General features: G+C 59.6%; 14 protein-coding genes. 12 read left to right on the forward strand and 2 right to left on the reverse strand.

Features of this window, described 5'->3' with window-relative positions; all coding sequences use genetic code 11:
* Positions 1–51: 51 nt before the first annotated feature.
* The gene (gene erpA, locus AC07U5_RS19880) at positions 52–381 is read right to left on the reverse strand and encodes an iron-sulfur cluster insertion protein ErpA (protein ID WP_062424255.1); all 330 of its coding nucleotides are present in this window, start codon (positions 379–381) and stop codon (positions 52–54) included.
* Positions 382–556: 175 nt separating this feature from the next.
* Between erpA and AC07U5_RS19885 the strand changes: the two genes are divergently transcribed.
* The 12 genes from AC07U5_RS19885 (at position 557) to AC07U5_RS19940 (ending at position 14,562) form a co-directional block, all read left to right on the forward strand.
* Positions 557–1,774 (forward strand): deoxyguanosinetriphosphate triphosphohydrolase, encoded by a 1,218-nt coding sequence (locus AC07U5_RS19885; RefSeq protein ID WP_494724024.1) that lies wholly within the window; start codon positions 557–559, stop codon positions 1,772–1,774.
* 62 nt (positions 1,775–1,836) lie between these two features.
* A complete protein-coding gene (argS, locus tag AC07U5_RS19890; protein ID WP_062600573.1) occupies positions 1,837–3,594 on the forward strand; it encodes an arginine--tRNA ligase in 1,758 nt (585 codons plus the stop codon).
* A 68-nt stretch (positions 3,595–3,662) separates the two neighbouring features.
* Entirely contained in the window at positions 3,663–6,785 is a 3,123-nt protein-coding gene (locus tag AC07U5_RS19895) for an SPOR domain-containing protein (protein WP_494724025.1), read from the forward strand.
* Between the two features lie 99 nt (positions 6,786–6,884).
* Complete coding sequence (gene nagZ / locus AC07U5_RS19900; protein ID WP_494724026.1) at positions 6,885–7,901, forward strand: beta-N-acetylhexosaminidase; 1,017 nt, start codon at positions 6,885–6,887, stop codon at positions 7,899–7,901.
* A 47-nt stretch (positions 7,902–7,948) separates the two neighbouring features.
* Positions 7,949–8,794 (forward strand): segregation and condensation protein A, encoded by an 846-nt coding sequence (locus AC07U5_RS19905; protein ID WP_494724027.1) that lies wholly within the window; start codon positions 7,949–7,951, stop codon positions 8,792–8,794.
* A gap of 7 nt (positions 8,795–8,801) precedes the next feature.
* Positions 8,802–9,515 (forward strand): SMC-Scp complex subunit ScpB, encoded by a 714-nt coding sequence (gene scpB, locus AC07U5_RS19910; RefSeq protein WP_494724287.1) that lies wholly within the window; start codon positions 8,802–8,804, stop codon positions 9,513–9,515.
* A gap of 159 nt (positions 9,516–9,674) precedes the next feature.
* Complete coding sequence (locus AC07U5_RS19915; RefSeq protein WP_062424260.1) at positions 9,675–9,887, forward strand: twin-arginine translocase TatA/TatE family subunit; 213 nt, start codon at positions 9,675–9,677, stop codon at positions 9,885–9,887.
* A gap of 89 nt (positions 9,888–9,976) precedes the next feature.
* Positions 9,977–10,810, forward strand: a complete 834-nt coding sequence (gene tatB / locus AC07U5_RS19920; protein WP_494724028.1) for a Sec-independent protein translocase protein TatB — start codon at positions 9,977–9,979, stop codon at positions 10,808–10,810.
* The gene (tatC, locus tag AC07U5_RS19925) at positions 10,807–11,619 is read left to right on the forward strand and encodes a twin-arginine translocase subunit TatC (protein WP_062424262.1); all 813 of its coding nucleotides are present in this window, start codon (positions 10,807–10,809) and stop codon (positions 11,617–11,619) included. Before tatB ends, tatC begins: the two co-directional genes overlap by 4 nt.
* 95 nt (positions 11,620–11,714) lie before the next feature.
* Positions 11,715–12,998, forward strand: a complete 1,284-nt coding sequence (serS, locus tag AC07U5_RS19930) for a serine--tRNA ligase (protein ID WP_112357940.1) — start codon at positions 11,715–11,717, stop codon at positions 12,996–12,998.
* A 137-nt stretch (positions 12,999–13,135) separates the two neighbouring features.
* Complete coding sequence (gene surE, locus AC07U5_RS19935) at positions 13,136–13,912, forward strand: 5'/3'-nucleotidase SurE (protein WP_112357941.1); 777 nt, start codon at positions 13,136–13,138, stop codon at positions 13,910–13,912.
* Entirely contained in the window at positions 13,909–14,562 is a 654-nt protein-coding gene (locus AC07U5_RS19940; protein WP_062424265.1) for a protein-L-isoaspartate(D-aspartate) O-methyltransferase, read from the forward strand. Before surE ends, AC07U5_RS19940 begins: the two co-directional genes overlap by 4 nt.
* A 77-nt stretch (positions 14,563–14,639) precedes the next feature.
* On the opposite strand, the gene AC07U5_RS19945 is transcribed toward AC07U5_RS19940, so the two are convergent.
* Positions 14,640–16,292, reverse strand: coding sequence for an OFA family MFS transporter (locus AC07U5_RS19945; RefSeq protein WP_494724029.1), 1,653 nt, complete (start codon positions 16,290–16,292; stop codon positions 14,640–14,642).
* Positions 16,293–16,382 lie beyond the last annotated feature (90 nt).

Genomic DNA, 16,382 nt, shown 5'->3' on the forward strand with positions numbered 1-16,382 from the left:
CCGATGAGGCGGCGAAAGCCACCGGTTTTCACTCTTTCAACAGGAAGCGCTCTAAATCGAAAAGCTGGTGCCGCAACCGCAGCTGGCAACCGCGTTGGGGTTCTTGATCTGGAAAGATTGGCCGAGCAGGTTATCGACAAAATCGATTTCGGAACCGGCCATGTAGACGATCGACATGCTGTCAATCAGCACCTTTGCCTCGCCGCGCGATATGACAATATCGTCGTCGGTCGGGGCGCCATCGAGGTCGAATTTATACGAAAAGCCCGAACAGCCGCCGCCTTCGACGGATACGCGAAGCGCCTGCTTGCCTGCCTCGGCGGAGACGATCTGGGCGATTCGTTTCGCAGCGGATTCAGAGAGTGTAACGTCTGTGGTCATGTCATTTCTCCAACCGGGGTCAAGAACCGGAGAGCAAAGTTCTGTCTAAGACCGATTATAAACCAGTCAAATTCACCGTCTATAGCGTTACCACCAGCAAACGTGCTTTGCGGCAACCTTCGCGATAGGTATGAAGGGCAGTGTAAAAGGTCAATGGGCCGATGGCAGGACAGAGATGATTATCGATCAGCGTGCGTTGGGTTTTGGAAGCGGAGAGAGAGCGGTTTATGCCGCCGATCCATGGACGACGCGCGGGCGCCTGTTTCCCGAGACCTCCAGCCTGACGCGCTCCGAGTTCCAGCGCGATCGCGACCGCATCGTTCACACGACGGCCTTTCGGCGCCTTAAGCACAAGACGCAGGTGTTCATCAGCCCGGATGGTGATCATTACCGCACGCGTTTGACCCATACGATCGAGGTCGCACAGATCGCCCGCGCCCTTGCCCGTGCCCTGAAGCTGGATGAAGATCTGGCGGAAGGCGTGGCGCTGGTGCATGACTTTGGCCACACGCCCTTCGGTCACACCGGTGAAGATGCGCTCGATGCGGTGCTGAAACCCTATGGCGGCTTCGATCACAACGCCCAGTCACTGCGCATCGTTACCAAGCTCGAGCGGCGCTACGCCGAATATGACGGCATCAACCTGACCTGGGAAACACTTGAAGGTCTGGTCAAGCATAATGGCCCGCTGTTGAATGCGGCGGGCGAGGGGACGCATGGTCCTGTGCCACTGCCGATCCTCGAATATTGCCAGCTGCAGGATCTGGAGATCGGCACATTTGCCAGCCTGGAGGCGCAAGTCGCAGCCATTGCCGATGACATTGCCTATAACACGCATGACATCGACGATGGTCTGCGTGCAGGTTATCTGACCTTCGACATGCTGGAGGAAGTGCCGTTTCTCTCAAGCCTTATGGCTGAGGTTCGGGCAAAATACCCGTCACTCGACGACGATCGCTTCGCGCATGAGATCATGCGGCGTCAGATCACGCGAATGGTTGAAGACGTGATCGGCGTCGCGCAACAAAACCTTGCCCTCCTAAAGCCAAAGAGTGCGGCCGACATTCGCGCCGCCGACCGCACCATCGCGACCTTTTCGCCGCCGATGGCTGAGACCGACAAGCAGATCAAGAAGCTGCTCTTCGGACATATCTATCGCCACCCGGACATCATGCGCATACGCGCAGGCGCGACACAGATCGTCACCGATCTTTTCCATCGCTACATGGAGACGCCAGCGGAGATGCAAAGCCACTACTGGGTGGACAGCATTCCCGGCATGACCGAGGCTGCCAGAGCCCGCCATGTGGGCGATTATCTGGCCGGCATGACAGACAGTTATGCCGTGAGAACACACCAGCGGCTGTTTGACCATACACCCGATTTGCGATAGGCAGCGCGCAATTGCGAAGCCAATACTAAATGAATGAAAGCCCTTCGCGCAGGTAGATGACCATGAACCTTTTTGCCGATTTTGACGCACGAATCAAAAAAGCTCTCGAGACGATCGATCTCGTCAAAGCCCATCGCGATGCTGTCGATTTTGGCCGTGTCACCGTGGAATCGCCACGCGATCCAAGCCATGGCGATGTCGCGACCAACGCGGCCATGGTGCTGGCAAAGCCACTCGGCACCAATCCCCGCGCGCTGGCCGAGTTGATCGTTCCGGCCCTTGAGCAGGATGCCGATGTCGATAGCGTCAATGTTGCGGGTCCCGGTTTCATCAACATTCGCGTATCGGTCGGCTACTGGCAGCGGCTCTTGGCCGGCATGATTTCGCAAGGTCTGGATTTTGGCCGGTCCACGGTAGGAACGGGTAAGAAGATCAACGTCGAATATGTGTCCGCCAATCCCACAGGGCCTATGCATGTGGGTCACTGCCGCGGCGCTGTCGTCGGCGATACGCTGGCGAACGTGCTCTCCTTTGCCGGCTATGACGTGACCAAGGAGTACTACATCAACGATGCTGGCTCGCAGATCGATGTGCTGGCGAAGTCGGTATTCCTGCGTTACCGCGAAGCACTCGGTGAAGATGTCGGCACGATTCCGCCCGGTCTTTACCCGGGCGACTATCTCGTTCCCGTTGGAAAGGCACTGGCGGATGAGTACGGCATCAAGCTTCGGACCATGCCGGAAGAACAGTGGCTGCCGATCGTCAAGGACAAGGCAATCGATGCGATGATGGCGATGATCCGTGAGGATCTCGCGGCATTGAACGTCAAGCACGATGTGTTCTATTCCGAGCGGACTCTTCATGCTGGTAATGCCGGCCCGATTCTTTCTGCCATCAATGACCTGACCTTTAAAGGGCACGTCTACAAGGGCACGCTGCCGCCGCCGAAGGGCGAGGTTTCGGAAGATTGGGAAGACCGCGAACAGACGCTCTTCCGCTCGACGGAGGTGGGTGACGATATGGATCGCCCGCTGATGAAGTCGGACGGCACCTATACCTACTTTGCAGCCGACGTCGCCTACTTCAAGGACAAATACGATCGTGGCTTCTCCGAGATGATCTATGTGCTGGGTGCCGACCATGGCGGTTACGTCAAGCGTCTGGAGGCGGTTGCGCGCGCCGTTTCCGAAGGCAAGTCGAAGCTCACCGTGCTGCTCTGCCAGCTCGTCAAACTTTTCCGTGATGGCGAGCCGGTCAAGATGTCGAAACGCTCCGGCGATTTCGTCACATTGCGGGACGTCGTCGACGAAGTCGGACGCGATCCGGTGCGATTCATGATGCTCTACCGGAAGAATTCGGAGCCTCTGGACTTCGATTTTGCCAAGGTGACCGAGCAATCTAAAGACAATCCGGTATTTTATGTGCAATATGCTCATGCCCGTTGCAAGTCGGTTTTCCGGCAGGCTAACGAGGCGTTTCCGGGGCTTGATCTGGACGTTTCCGCTCTCTCTTCCGGATCGGTTTTGATTAACGATGTCAATGAGTTGCAGTTGATCGCAAAGCTGGCGGAATATCCGCGTCTGATCGAGTCTGCGGCACAGAATCATGAGCCGCATCGCTTGGCATTTTACCTCTACGATCTGGCCAGTTCCTTCCATGGACACTGGAACAAAGGTAAAGATCAGCCGGAATTACGTTTTGTTAACGATAAAAACCGAGAATTGAGCGTTGCCAGACTAGGGCTGGTGAGTGCTGTCGCAAATGTGCTGAAGTCCGGATTGACGCTTTTGGGAGCGGATGCGCCTGACGAGATGCGATGACATCCCTCACCATTATTTGCTCACAATACGCTGGCAAGTGCTGTGATGCGTAGATGGTGGAACACGTAATGGTCGAAAAAAATGTCGCGTATAACCGAGACTCTCGGTCGCAGGAATTCGCTGACAACGATCCCCTGGCTCAATTGGCGCAACTCGTCGCGCAAGAGGATCGTCCTCCCCATGTCGCTCCCCTGGCTGCGCAGAACGCTGCGCCGCCTGCCACGCGCCGGGAGCCGGAATTCAACCTCGAGGATGAGCTGCTTCGCGAGTTCGCCGTCTATGACGCGCCGCGCCACGAGCCCATCGCGCTGGATCCCGCCAACGATGTGCGCGCGCCCGTTCCGGTCAACGAGTTCATGCAGCGGGTTGAATCGGTGTTCTCCCGCCGCGAGCCTGAGCTCGAGCCGGTTGCGCCACAAGTCCCTGCGGGCCATGAAGACTATCTGGTCGCAGAGCACGCAGCACCAGCACCCCGTTCCGATCTGAGAGACGATTTCAGCGACGACCCCGACTCGGTCGCTTCTGTGTTTGATGTCAATCATCGCGACCAAGCACCAGAACCCCGTGAACCGGCCTATGCCGCTGCACACGAGGCCGTCGTAGAAGCTCCGGTCCCTGCTGCCCTTTCACCTGAGCCGCGCGCTTACGAACAGCCGGTCCAGATGCAGCAGCCGGTCGCTCCGTCGCAGCCAGCCACGCAGTACCAGCCAGCCCCTGTTCAGGAGCCGGATTGGGAGCGTATGGCGGAGACATCTGGAGAGACGGCGATCGATCTGGCCAGCGAGCTGGAAATGTCGGTTGCCGATGACGCGCCCTCTCTCCAGCCGACCGCGCCATCGCTGCGCAAGTCCTCGCTCGATTTCTCCAGCCTGCGGTTGCCGCTTGCCAATTTCGGCACGACCCGGGCGACGCCTGTGGCTCCCAAGGCTCAGCCGCAGCCCGCTCCAGCGGCGATCCCAGCCGTTGAACCACGCGCGCCTGTCGCTGATGAATTGACGGCCGATGTGCTCGCAGGTCAGAAGATGTCCGCCATGGACGAGCTGATCTATGACGTTGCACGCTACGAGATCAGCAACAAGAGCGTCGATGCTGCTGCGCCTGTGGCCAGAATGGAGCCGGTCGTCACGGCTGCCCCGATCTTGCCAGCCGTCGAGCCGGTGATCAAAGTCCAGGCCGTCAAGCCTACGCCTGCACCCGTCCGCGCAGAGCCTGTTTTCGAAACGCCTGTTGCGGCACCAAAGCCAGTCGCACCGCAACCGGTTGTCTCGGCACCTGCCGCGTCTGCGCCGGTCGCTCCTGCCCCTATTGCTCCAGCCCAGCGTATCTCTGCACCGGTCGCGCCAGCGCCTCGCGCTGAACCACCGGCGCCCATCGCAGCCCCTTCTGCTGCCGATGACTTCGACGCTTTCAACGACTCTGATTTCGAGCTTGCGCTTGAGGATATCGATTTTGATATCGATTTGTCAGAGATCGCCAATATCGAAGTGGCACCTGCACCCATAGCCCAGGCTGCGCCTGCCGCCCAGCATGCGACTGCCCCAAAGTCGGCGCCAGTCATGCAGCCGAAGCCAGCTGCGGCACCGATTGTCGCCGCTGCACCTGTCGCTTCCCGCTCGCAGCCTCAGCCGATCGTTGAGCGTGCGCGCTACGAGGAACGTCGTCCTGCAGCTCAGCAGCCAGTTGCGCCTGTCGCGTCGCTGGAAAGCCTGCCTTTCGATCCTAGCCAGATCGGTGAGACCGAGGATGCGCCTGAAACCATCACCGAGTTGGACGTTCCGGAACTGCCCGTTGGCGTTTTCGAGCCGAAGCCGGTTGCGCGCCGTCAGGAAGAAGATCTCGATCTCGACACCGAGCTTGCCTCGCTCTTTGCCTCGCCTGCTTCCGGTGGTCTTGATCGTCACAAGAATGCAGCGCCGCGTCAGGCACAGCCTCAGCCGACACAGGAAGAGGTAGACGAATTCGAGCGTGCGCTGGAGCAGGACTTCCGCCGCAGCATGCAGGAGGCGGCAGAGGGCCGCCTCGGTTCGCAGACACGCGAAGATGCCGCTCCAGAGCAGCAGGTTCGTTATGCCGAGGATGAGCGCGAAGGCGGTGCCCGTCGTTGGTTCGTCCCAATGGCAGCGGCTGTCGGTCTCCTTCTCGTCGGTGGCGGCACCTACGCGCTGATCGGTGGCGGTTCCTCCCACATGGGTTCGAACGGTGCGCCGGTGATTATCTCCGCCGATAGTGAGCCAACGAAGGTTGTGCCGGAAAATCCGGGTGGTCGCGTCGTACCGAACCAGGACAAGGCGGTTTATGACCGCGTTGCCGGTGCCGCACCGTCCGACCCCAAGCAGCCATCGCTGATTTCGACCAATGAAGAGCCTGTGGATGTCGTGCAGCGCACGCTCATTCCTGAGCAGCTTCCGATGGAAGACGAAGCCGACCAGATGCAGGACGGTACGTCCACACCGGTTGGCGAAACGGAAGATCCGCGTCTGCTCTCCCGTGGCGAGAACACCCAGACCGCAGACCATAACGGTCAGTCCGGTGTGAATGTTTCGCCCCGCAAGGTCCGCACCATGATCGTCAAGCCTGACGGTACGCTTGTTGCACAGGAAGTGCCGGCACCTGCGGCTGAAACACCACAGCAGGATAAGGTCGAAGAACTGGCGGCTCCGGCAACCACGGAAAAGGCACCATCGGTACTCGCCACCTCTCGTGTTCCCGTGACGCCTGAGCAGCCTGCCCAGGCAGCGCAGACCTCGGCTCGTCCGGCACCTGCCGCGGCTCAGCCGGCCCAGACCCAAACGGCTGCACCGCTTCCAGCGGCCCGTCCGTCCAGCCAGCCTGCAAACGTGGTTGCCACCGTAACCAATCAGGGTAACGTCCGCCCGGCGGCACCGGCCCAGCCTGCTCAGCAGACAGCATCCGCTGCTCCTGCAGCGGCAACCAGCACGCCGTCTTCGGGTGGCTATTACATCCAGATCGCATCTCTGCCGAGCCAGGCAGAAGCGCAGAAGTCCTATCAGAACATGTCGGCGAAGTTCGGCTCTGTCATTGGTGGACGTGGTGTAGACATCAAGGCTGCCGAAATTGCCGGCAAGGGCACGTTCTACCGTGTTCGCATCCCCGCTGGTGACAAGAACGAAGCGGCGGCATTGTGCGAACGCTTCCGCTCTGCTGGCGGTAGCTGCCTCGTCGCCCGCTGATCGCGAAACTCAAATCCAAAAGCCGGGATGGTCACGCCGTCCCGGCTTTTTTCGTAACTGATATCGATTGCACGTGCCCTCATCGACAGGACCCATACCATGACTGAATCGAAAGCTATGATCCTTGGCTGCAGCGGCTTGACGCTGACACAGGAGGAGATCGCCCTCTACAAGGCGGAGCAGCCTTGGGGTTTCATTCTCTTCGGTCGTAATATTGGTGACGCGCAGCAGATTACCGATCTGGTGGCTTCCCTGCGTGAGGCGGTCGGTCGCCAGGACGCGCCGGTTCTGATCGATCAGGAAGGTGGGAGGGTCCAACGCATTCGCCCGCCGATCCTCCAATCCTACCCGAACGCCCAGGCGTTGGGAGCGATCTATCTGCGCGACCGTGAGCAGGGTCTGCGGGCCGCCTGGCTGATGTCTCGCCTGCACGCCTTCGATCTCATGCGCTTTGGCATCAATGTGGATTGCCTGCCCGTTCTCGATGTTCCGGTGGAAGGTGCAAGCAATGTCATCGGTAACCGCGCTTACGGCTTCGATCCGAAGATGGTCTCGGAAATGGGGCAGGCGGCCGCTGACGGTCTGAAGGCCGGCGGGATGCTGCCGGTGATGAAGCACATTCCAGGCCATGGACGCGGCATGGTGGATTCACATCATGAACTACCGGTGGTGGACGTGCCGCTGGATGATCTCGATGCGCATGACTTTGTCCCGTTCCGTGCCTTGAACAAGGAACTGATGGGCATGAGCGCGCATCTTGTTTTCAATGCAATCGATCCTGAGCGCCCAGCCACGACATCGCACAAAGTGATCGACGAGATCATTCGTGGACGCATCGGTTTTGACGGACTGCTGATGTCGGATGATAGTTCAATGAATGCATTGAAAGGGACGCTTGGCGAGCGCGCTGCCAATATTGTTGCGGGCGGTTGCGATATAGTCTTGCATTGCAACGGTGTGATGAGTGAAATGCTCCAGGTCGTGAAGGAAGTTCCCCCTCTCGCAGGCCGGTCACTGGAACGCGCCAAGGCCGTAGAAGCGGGCTTCCCCGCAGCAGACGATGCCGATGAGGCAAGCTTGAGAGACGAATTCAACGCCATGCTGGCGGTTGCCTGATCCGCTGAGCGGGCAGAGCGCCAGCGAAAGGCCCGACAGACGAGACGATGGCAGCAGAGAAATCGCGCGGCGGCACGCCGATGGACAAGCTCTGGCAGGATGTGACGCCGGAGCGTGCGACGGGCGAAGCGGCATTGATGATCGATGTGGCGGGCTTCGAAGGCCCGCTCGATCTGTTGCTGCACTTGGCTCGCGTTCAGAAGGTCGATCTCTCCCGCATCTCCGTTCTGGCGCTGGCGGAGCAATATCTACAATTCGTCGAAACCGCACGCCGGGTCCGCATCGAACTTGCCGCCGACTATCTGGTCATGGCGGCCTGGCTCGCCTTCCTCAAGTCCAAGCTGCTGATCCCGCAGCAGAGCAAGGATGAGGGCCCGACGGGCGAGGAAATGGCTGCAACGCTGGCCTTCCGCCTTAAGCGTCTGGAAGCCATGCGCGACGCCGCCGAGAGGCTGGTGAACCGCAATCAACTCGGCCGCGATATCTTCGCCCGTGGTGCGCCGGAGCATATTCCCCATCGCAGTCGCTCCGCATTCGAGGCGAGCCTTTACGACCTGCTGAGCGCCTATGCGACGCTTCGCCAGCGCCAGGCGATCACGCAGGTGACGATTGAGAAACGCCAGGTCTGGTCGCTGGTGGAAGCGCGCGAGTTGCTGACCTCTATGCTCGGTGAAATCGGTGAATGGACGGAGCTCGACCGGTATCTCCTGCAATATGTCCCCGATCCCTCAATGCGCGCCACTGCCATAGCCAGTGCCTTTGCCGCGTCGCTGGAACTGGTGCGGGAAGGATCGCTGGAGATCCGCCAGGATGGAGCGTTTCAACCGATCTTCATGCGTAAAGGCTCTGGTAGAGCGCCGGAACGTTCTGAAAGGGCCGATGATGTCGAATGATGTGGATATGGACGGCGGCGTTCCTGACGACGGTGCAGAGATCGGCGGCGGCACGGTTGCGGAGCGTCTTGAAAGAGAGGCGGAGCGCATTGCTGAAGCCTTGGTCTTCGCCTCAGCGCAGCCCGTGTCGGAAGCCTTCATCGCTGAGCGCATTCCGCGCGGTGTCGATGTGCCGCCTCTGATGCACCGGCTGAAGCAGGTCTACGCAACACGTGGCGTCAATCTCGTGCAGGTTGGCGGCAACTGGGCCTTCCGCACGGCGGGCGATCTTTCCTTTGTCATCCATGTCGATGAAAAGGAACCGAAGAAGCTTTCGCGTGCCGCACTCGAAGTACTGGCGATCATCGCCTATCATCAGCCCGTCACGCGTGCCGAGATCGAGGATATACGCGGTGTTCAGACCTCGCGCGGCACGCTGGATGTGCTGATGGAGGCGGGGTGGGTGCGCTTTCGAGGGCGCCGCCGCACCCCTGGGCGTCCGGTGACCATGGGAACGACGGTGGAGTTTCTGGACCACTTCGGCCTTGAGGAGTTGCGCGACCTGCCGGGCCTCGACGAACTGAAGGGAGCGGGGCTGCTGTCCGGCCGCATTCCGCCGAATTTCGGCATTCCCGTGCCGTCGATGAGTGACGAATTGACCGAGGACGAGGACCCGATCACGCAGCTCGATCTTGAAGAACTGGGGCTGCTGGCCCCCCGCGGTGGCGACGTAGACGATTGATTTTGTTGCGGGTGCGCAGCGATCACGTAGATGTGTCGATATGCTGCTGCATCACAGCATTTCTCGCTGGCTTACTTTGTTGAATAGCCATTTTGTTGTTTGAAAAAGCTATTCAAACGGCTTACATCGTTTCAAAGCAAAATTCAGGGAGTTTGCGTTATGGGTTCTTTTAGTGTTTGGCACTGGCTGATCGTTCTGGTGATCGTGCTGGTTCTGTTCGGCCGGGGCAAGATTCCAGAATTGATGGGCGATGTCGCAAAGGGCATCAAGAGCTTCAAGAAGGGCATGGCTGATGACGATGCCACGCCACCGCCTGCCGACACCAATGTCAATGCCAAGACGGTCGATCACAAGGCTGACGAGATCAAGTAATTGATCCGGGGTAGGACGGTCACGTCTTTGCCCTGGTCTTTTGGCCTTGAGGATCATGGCGCGTTGTTGCGCGTGTCGGGAGCTTTTTGATGTTTGATATCGGCTGGAGCGAGCTGCTGGTGATTGCGATCGTCCTGATCGTGGTTGTTGGCCCGAAAGACTTGCCGCCCATGATCCGTGCCTTCGGCAAGACGATGGCCGGCTTCCGCAAGATGGCGGGTGATTTTCGCGCGCAGTTCGATGAGGCCATGAAAGAGGCCGACATGGACGACGTGCGCCAGACGATCGCCGATGTGCGCAATCTCAACCCGACAAATTCCCTGCGCGATGCGATGAACCCTTTGCGTCAGCTCGGTAATGACATCCGCTCCGATCTGCAGAAGGCGGCAACGCCGTCCGGACCGGCAACCAGCGCCCCGGTTGATGCGCGGGATGTCACCCTGTCCGGCCCGGAGATGACGTTGCCTGACGCACCGCCTCCTTCTTTGACGCCTGCGCCGATCGCCGCCGCACCGATTGCTCCAGCGCCCGTTGTTGCGCAAGCAACGCCGGTCGTAGAACCGGTTGCCGAGAAGCCGAAGCGGAGCCGCAAGGCTGCCGCGAAAACCACGCAGGAAGTCGAAGCCGAGGCGGTGGCTGCGAAGCCCAAGCGCGCCCCGCGCACGATTTCGGCCAAGGCCGATGCGAAGAAGCCGAAGGTCTCGTCCGTCGCTGAAATGCAGGCCGAGCCCGCAATTTCTCCTGCGCTGACGGACGTTGCGGCCAAAGCTGCGAAACAGACGTCAGCAAAGGCCGCGGATAAGAAGGTCGCATTGGCTACCGCGCCCAAGCCGAAGGCGGCCCGCACCAAGTCCGACGCCACCATGGCTGCCGAGCCAGCCAAGAAAGCACGAACGGCCAAGGCCAAGAAGGATGAAGCATGAGTGAGGATATCGAGGATAAGCCGCAGCCGCTTATCGAACACCTCATGGAATTGCGCACGCGGCTCATCTGGTCGCTGGGGGCATTTTTCGTGGCCTTTCTGGCCTGCTTCGCCATGGCCAAGCACTTGTTCAACCTTCTTGTCATCCCCTACAAATGGGCGGTGATCTGGGCAGGGCTGGACGTCGCCAAGTCATCGCTGATCTATACTGCTCCCCAGGAATTCTTCTTTACGCAGATCAAGGTTGCCATGTTCGGCGCCATGGTGATCTCCTTTCCTGTGGTTGCGTCGCAGCTTTACAAATTCGTCGCGCCCGGTCTCTACAAGAACGAGCGCGCTGCCTTCCTGCCTTTCCTGATCGCATCGCCCCTGCTGTTTCTGCTTGGCGGCGCGCTGGTCTACTTCTTCTTCACGCCCATGGTCATGTGGTTCTTCCTCGCCATGCAGCAGTTGCCGGAAGACGGCGAGGTCGCAATTTCACTGATGCCGAAGGTGTCGGAGTATCTCAGCCTCATCATGACGCTGGTTCTGTCCTTCGGTCTCGTGTTCCAGCTGCCGGTCGTCACCACGCTTCTGGCGCGTGTCGGATTGCTGACCAGCGACTGGCTGAGAGAGAAGCGCAAATTCGCGATCGTCGCTGCCTTCGTCGTAGCCGCCGTTCTGACGCCACCCGATCCGATGTCCCAGATCGGTCTTGCCTTGCCAGCGATCCTTCTCTACGAGGTTTCCATCTATATGGCTCGACTCGTGGAGAAGAAACGCGCTGCCGAAAACGCTGGCCGGGAGCTTGACGGTCCCGAAGAGGCGTGACGGCTTCTTGAGTTCTTTCTTCAGACGCCGGGTCATTTGTCCCGGCGTTTTGTTTTTCAACAAGCAAAGACGTAAAACCACGGTCTGGAACCACGATGCACGATATTAAATGGATACGCGACAACCCTGAAGCTTTCGATGCGGCGCTGGCCAAGCGCGGAGCCGAACCTCAGTCCGCGAGCCTGATTGCGCTCGACGAGAAGCGCCGCTCCGTTATACAGACCCTGCAGGACATGCAATCCCGCCGCAACACCGCCTCCAAGGAAATCGGTGCGGCGATGGCGCAGAAGAATGCTGAGCTTGCAGAGAAACTGAAGGCAGAAGTTGCCGATATCAAGGACAGCATGCCGAAGCTGGAAGACGAGGACCGTCAGGTTACCAGCCAGTTGAACGATGCCCTGTCGCGCATTCCCAATATCCCGCTGGACGATGTGCCGGTCGGCAAGGATGAGAACGACAACGTCGTGACCCGCGTTGTCGGCCAGAAACCCGGCTGGAATCACGAAGCCAAGGAGCATTTCGAGATCGGTGAAGCGCTCGGCTATATGGATTTCGACCGTGCGGCAAAGCTCTCCGGTTCGCGCTTCACGGTTCTCACGAGCCAGATTGCTAGACTGGAGCGCGCGCTTGGTCAGTTCATGATCGATCTGCACACCCGCGAGCATGGCTACACAGAAGTGTCTTCGCCGCTGATGGTGCGCGCCGAAACGCTGTATGGAACGGGCAATCTTCCGAAGTTCGAAGAAGACCTCTTCAAGACGACGGATGGACGATACCTGATCCCGACCGCTGAAGTGACGCTTACAAACTTGGTCGCTGGCGAAATCCTCGATCAGGAGAAATTGCCGCTTCGTTTCACGGCGCTCACCCCATCGTTCCGTTCGGAAGCGGGCTCTGCCGGTCGCGATACGCGCGGCATGCTGCGCCAGCACCAGTTCTGGAAGTGCGAACTCGTCTCGATCACGGATGCGGAAAGCTCGATCGCCGAGCATGAGCGCATGACGGCCTGTGCTGAAGAGGTGCTGAAGCGTCTCGGCCTGCATTTCCGCACCATGACGCTGTGCACTGGCGATATGGGCTTTGGCGCGCGCAAGACCTATGACCTCGAAGTCTGGCTTCCGGGCCAGAACACCTATCGCGAGATCTCGTCCTGCTCCGTCTGTGGTGACTTCCAGGCACGGCGGATGGATGCGCGCTATCGCGGCAAGGGCGACAAGGCTACGAAGTTTGTTCACACGCTGAACGGTTCGGGCACGGCCGTCGGACGTTGCCTGATCGCGGTTCTGGAAAACTATCTCAACGACGATGGCTCGGTGACCATTCCGGACGTGTTGTTGCCTTACATGGGTGGCCTGACTCGGATCGAGAAGGCAGCCTGAGCTTCGATACCGGCTCCTGCGTCGACGGCGCAGGAGTACTTCATCTCTGCCCGGAGGAGAGCGTCGTCCAGCAAGACATTTGGTTGAGTGGAGACGGGCGCTGTGTGTTGTAGAACGAACCGATGAGGGAGAAGACCATGCGGATTTTGCTGACCAACGATGATGGCATCCATGCCGAGGGGCTCGCAGCGCTTGAGCGCATTGCCCGCACTCTGTCGGACGATGTCTGGATCGTCGCGCCGGAAACCGACCAGAGTGGTCTTGCACATTCCCTGACGCTTTCCGAACCGCTTCGCCTGCGCAAGATCTCCGACAAGCACTACGCGCTTCGCGGCACGCCGACAGACTGCGTGATCATGGGCATTCGTGAAGTTCTTCCCGGCAAGCCCGATCTCGTTCTCTCCGGTGTCAATTCCGGCGCCAACATGGCCGATGATGTGACCTATTCGGGTACGATTGCCGGCGCTATCGAAGGTACGCTGCAAGGCGTGCGTTCCTTTGCGCTTAGCCAGGCCTATGCCTATACGGGCAATGCCGAGCGGATCGTTCCCTGGGAGGTCGCTGAAACCTATGCGCCAGATCTCATCCGCAAGCTGAGCGAGATCGATTTACCGGATGGCACATTCCTCAATCTCAATTTCCCCAATTGCGCACCGAAAGATGTGCAGGGCGTCAGCGTCACAGGGCAAGGCAAGCTCGATTTCGGGCTGACGGTAGAGCAGCGCCAGGACGGCCGCGGACTTCCCTATTACTGGCTGCGCTTCGGTGAGCGGCTCGGCACCTTCATGGAAGGCACGGATATTCATGCCGTCAAGAACAACAAGATTTCCGTAACACCGCTCAAGCTTGACCTTACCGACTACACGGTCAAGGATCGGATCGCCAAGGCACTTGGATTCGGAGCGAACGATTGAAATCCCCCATGGTGGAGAAAGAAGGCTTTGCCGCTCTCGTCCTGAGGCTGCGGGCCGAAGGCATTTCCGATCTCGATCTCCTTACCGCTGTCGAGCAGACGCCCCGCTCTCTCTTCGTCCCGGCACCGCTTGCGGCGGATGCCTATTCCAGCCGCACTATCCCGATCGACTGCGGAGCCTTCATGGAAGGTGCCGATATGGCGGTGAAGATCATCTCCCGGCTTCAGGTCAAGCCCGGTCAGCGCGTGCTTGAAATCGGCACCGGCAGTGGCTTTATGACGGCGGTGCTTGGGCGTAGAGTCGAGCGCGTGCTCTCGGTTGAGCGCTACAAGACACTGGTTCAAGCGGCACAGAACCGGATGGATGATCTCAGCATCCGCAATGTGGTGATCCGTCAGGCCGACGGCTCCAACGGTCTCGTCGGCGAGGGGACCTTCGACCGTATCGTCTCAACCGCAGCCTTTTCTGCCATGCCACGCTTCTTCACCGAGCAGATCGTGTCCGGCGGCATGATGATTGCACCGATCATCCTGGAAGACGGTCGCTGCGTGATGACCCGTTTCTCCAAGACCGGCAGCCGCTTCGAGCGAGAGGAGTTGTTCGAGACGCCCTATCTGCCGATCGAATCCCACATCGCGACGTATCTTTAAGTCGACCTTGAGCTTCGCCAACAAAAAAAGAGCCGACTCGCGCCGGCTCTTGATGATCGTGGACGTCCTTTAGCAACCTACCCGAAAAGCGCGAAGCTGCTCTTCAGCGTCACCCACACGCCCCAAAGGAGCGGAAGGCCGACAGCGGCCCAGGCGAGAGCGGCCTTGCCATCGAAACCGCCCTTGCCGATGCCGAAGGAACCTGTCGGGCCGGCATTCGCGGCTGCGGTCTTGGCCTGGAGCGAGGCGACTTCCTCATCCGACATGAACCACTTGTCGGAGAGCGGCTTGACGAGTGCGTTGGCGATGAGGCCGAGCGCCAGCATACCGGCAAGAATATACATGGTGCTGGTATAGAGGGCTGGCCCCGGCGCTACACCGGCAGCGATCTGCGCCTCACGGATATAGTTGACCACGACCGGACCGACGATGCCGGCCGTTGCCCAGGCGGTCAGCAGGCGACCGTGGATGGCGCCAACGAATTGCGTGCCGAAGATGTCTGCCAGATAGGCGGGAATGGTGGCGAAACCGCCGCCATACATGGACAGGATGATGCCGAAGGCGAGGACGAAGAGAGCCTTCGAGCCCATCAGAGCAAGCGTGGGTGCCAGCGCATAGAGGATGATGCCGAGAATGAAGAAGCAGAAGTAGGTATTCTTTCTGCCGATCTTATCGGACATCGAAGCCCAGAAGAAACGGCCACCGATGTTGAAGAGCGACAGAAGCCCGGTGAAGCCTGCTGCGATTGCGGCGATCTGTGCTTTCTGCGCGGCATCAAGATCAGCAAAGGCAACGCCTGGCTGACCGATCAAGGAACCAGCGAAGATTTCCTGCAGCATGGGCGAGGCCATGCCGATGACGCCGATACCGGCGGAGACGTTGAGGCAGAGCACTGCCCAGATCAACCAGAACTGTTTGGTCTTGTGAGCATCACGCAGATGCACATGACGCGTCGTGATCATCGCGCTTTTGGCAGCTGGCGGCGTCCAGCCTTCGGGGCGCCAGCCAGCCGGTGGTATGCGGTAGCCGAAAGCACCTGCCATCATGAAGACGAAATAGATCAACGCCATCACGACGAAGGTCTGCCACACGCCGACCGTCGTATCGGTCTTGAAATAGCCCATCAGCAGGTTGGCAAGTGGAGCGCCGATCATTGCGCCGCCACCGAAACCCATGATGGCCATGCCGGTCGCCATGCCGCGGCGATCCGGGAACCACTTGATCAGGGTCGAGACGGGAGAGATGTAACCAAGGCCAAGACCCACGCCACCAATCACGCCAGCACCAAGCCACATCAGCCACAACTGATGGGTCATAACGCCGAGCGCTGCAACGAGAATGCCCCCGCACCAGCAGCAGGCGGAAACGAAGCCAGCCTTGCGTGGACCGACACGCTCCAGCCAGCCGCCCCAGATGGCAGCCGAGCAACCGAGCAGAACGAAGAAGAGCGCATAGATCCATCCAAGGTCAGCCACGCGCCAATTGCAGGCGGTGGTAAAGAGCGCGCCGATGAGCGTCAGGCTCGAGCAGCTTGGATCGGTCGCCGGAAGGGCCCGCGACAAAGGCAGCCAGAACACGCTGAAGCCATAGGCCATGCCGATGCACAGATGGATTGCCAGTGCGGCTGGCGGAACCAGCCACCGGTTGAAACCGGGTTTGGCGATAATTCGCTCTCGATCGAGAAGACCTGCCCCTGCCATGCCTCCTCCGCTTACGCCTGCAACTGCCATCGACAATACCTCCCTCTTTGGAATGTCAGGACAACGTCAAATGCTCTCGCTCATACGTGATGAGCGGGCATCGATGAAAAAGGGGAAGCC

This window comes from Agrobacterium sp. GW821-FHT02D03, assembly GCF_059421725.1.